General features: G+C 41.9%; 1 protein-coding gene. It reads right to left on the bottom strand.

Features of this window, described 5'->3' with window-relative positions:
• Positions 1 to 119: 119 nt before the first annotated feature.
• Positions 120 to 2,163: RNA degradosome polyphosphate kinase (locus Q0296_RS01165; protein ID WP_298035748.1), on the bottom strand; the 2,044-nt coding region annotated here is incomplete at its 5' end.

Below are 2,163 nucleotides of genomic sequence, written 5' to 3'. Positions count from 1 at the left end.
GTATTATAGAGGCTTACAATGTAAATTTAAAGTATATAAAAATTTAGAAATTTGGATTTAAGATTTAGGATTTAAGGTAAAAATGGCTTCTAAACTTAAATTTAAAAGCCATTTATCTTTTAGCTCTCTTTTAAAAGCTTGCTTGCAAGCATATCTGCTTTTGCTTTGTCGGTGTCTTTCTTGACGGATTTATAAATTTTAGAGATGTAGTTTTCCAAAATTTCGTGGCAAGAGATCACTTTTTCGCCCTCACGTCTAGCTACTTTTAGATATTCACCGCTGCTTTGTAGCTCAAATGCTAGGTCGTTATCGCTTAGTTGAAGCTCTAAAATTTCAAGTAGCCTCTCTTGAAGTCTTGGCTCAAAAATAGGCGTCATGAGCTCCAAGCGGCGCTCTAAATTTCGTGGCATCCAGTCAGCACTTGAGATGTAAATTTTTGGATCGGCGTGTTTAAAATATAAAATTCTAGCGTGCTCTAAGTATTTGCCGATGATCGAGCGAACTCTGATGTTTTCGCTTTTGCCTTTTACACCTGGCCTTAGTCCGCACACACCCCGAACGATGAGATCGATCTTTACGCCTGCGTTTGAAGCACGGCTAAGTTCGTTTATCACGTCTTCGTCTATTAGTGCGTTCATCTTAGCGATGATCCTGCCCTCACTGCCCTTGCTGGCCTCCACTCTTATCTTTTCGATGATGCGCTCTTTTATCTGAAAGGGCGACATGCTAAGGGCGTTTAGACGGCGGTTTTTGTTATATCCTGATAGGATGTGAAAAAACGAGGTCGTGTCTTGGCTAAATTCCTCTTTGCTCGTAAATAGGCTCACATCTGTGTAAATTTTTGCTGAACTGCCGTTGTAGTTGCCAGTGCCAAAGTGCATGTAAAATTTAAGTTTATCGCCGATCTGGCGGATCACTTGGCTAACTTTTGCATGGACTTTAAAGCCTGTGATACCGTATATCACGTGCGCGCCAGCATCTTCTAGTGCCTTTGCCCAGTGAAGGTTATTTTCTTCGTCAAACCTCGCTTTTAGCTCGACCATCACAGTTACTTGCTTGCCGTCACTTGCGGCGTCTATTAGGCTTTGAATGATCGGCGAGCTTTTATCGACCCTGTAAAGCGTCATGCGTATCGAGATCACCTTTGTATCTTTGCTAGCCTCCTTTATGAAGCCAACGACTGGATCAAAGCTCTCAAATGGATGAACTAGAAGCACGTCCTCTTTGTCTATCGCATCAAAGATCGAGACACCGTTGCAAAAGGGAGGCAAGGTTTTTGGGGCGTAGGGCGGATTTGCTAGGTGGCTAAAATTTTTGCTCCCAGCTACCTCCCAAAGCGAGCTAAGCGTTAGCGGGGTGCTTGAAAAATAGATATCTTTATGAAAAATTTTCATATGGAAATTTAAAAACTCCAAGATATCAGCGTCAGCGTCTTTATCTATCTGCATACGCACAAAAGCCCCTTTTCTACGAAGCTTTAGCCCTTGCTCAAGTATCATCATAAAGTCATCTGCCTCTTCTTCTTCGATGACGATATCAGCATTTCTTGTCACTCTAAAAGCAGCCGAGCTAAGTAGCTTATAGCCTGGGAAAATTTCTTCTGCATGGCGGTGCACGATCGTTTCTATTGGCACGAAAACGTTGCTGCTTGGCTGGGTAAATCTTGGCAAAACTCTTGAAATTCTTATCATACCGTATTTTAAAATTTCAGGGTGCTCGATATCAGCAAGCTTTACAGCAAGCGAGAAGCTAAGGTTGTTTAGGTGCGGAAATGGATGGGTCGCATCAACAGCGATAGGGACGATGACTGGTAGGATGTTTGAGAAAAAGTATTCGTCGCATTTTTGCTTTAAGCTATCATCAAGCTCGTCGTAGTTTTTGATAAAAAGACCCTCTTTGCTAAGCGCATCAACGGTGTTTTTGTAGTGAGCCTCGACTAAATTTTGCTCATCTTGCAGATATTTTCTGATCTCTCTTAGCTGATCAAGCGGACTCATGCCGTCACTACTACTTGTCGTCACTCCAGCTGCAAAAAGCTGCTTTAGACCAGCCACTCTTATCATATAAAATTCATCAAGATTTGTCATATAAATGGCTATAAATTTTAGCTTTTCAAGTAAAGGTATATCCTTTTCACACTGAGCGAGCACCCTTGAGTTGAAG

Origin of the sequence: uncultured Campylobacter sp. (assembly GCF_937890585.1) — a bacterium.
Lineage (GTDB): Bacteria > Campylobacterota > Campylobacteria > Campylobacterales > Campylobacteraceae > Campylobacter_A.
Note: the sequence above shows the minus strand (reverse complement) of the source record. Positions and strands in the feature narration are given on the sequence as shown.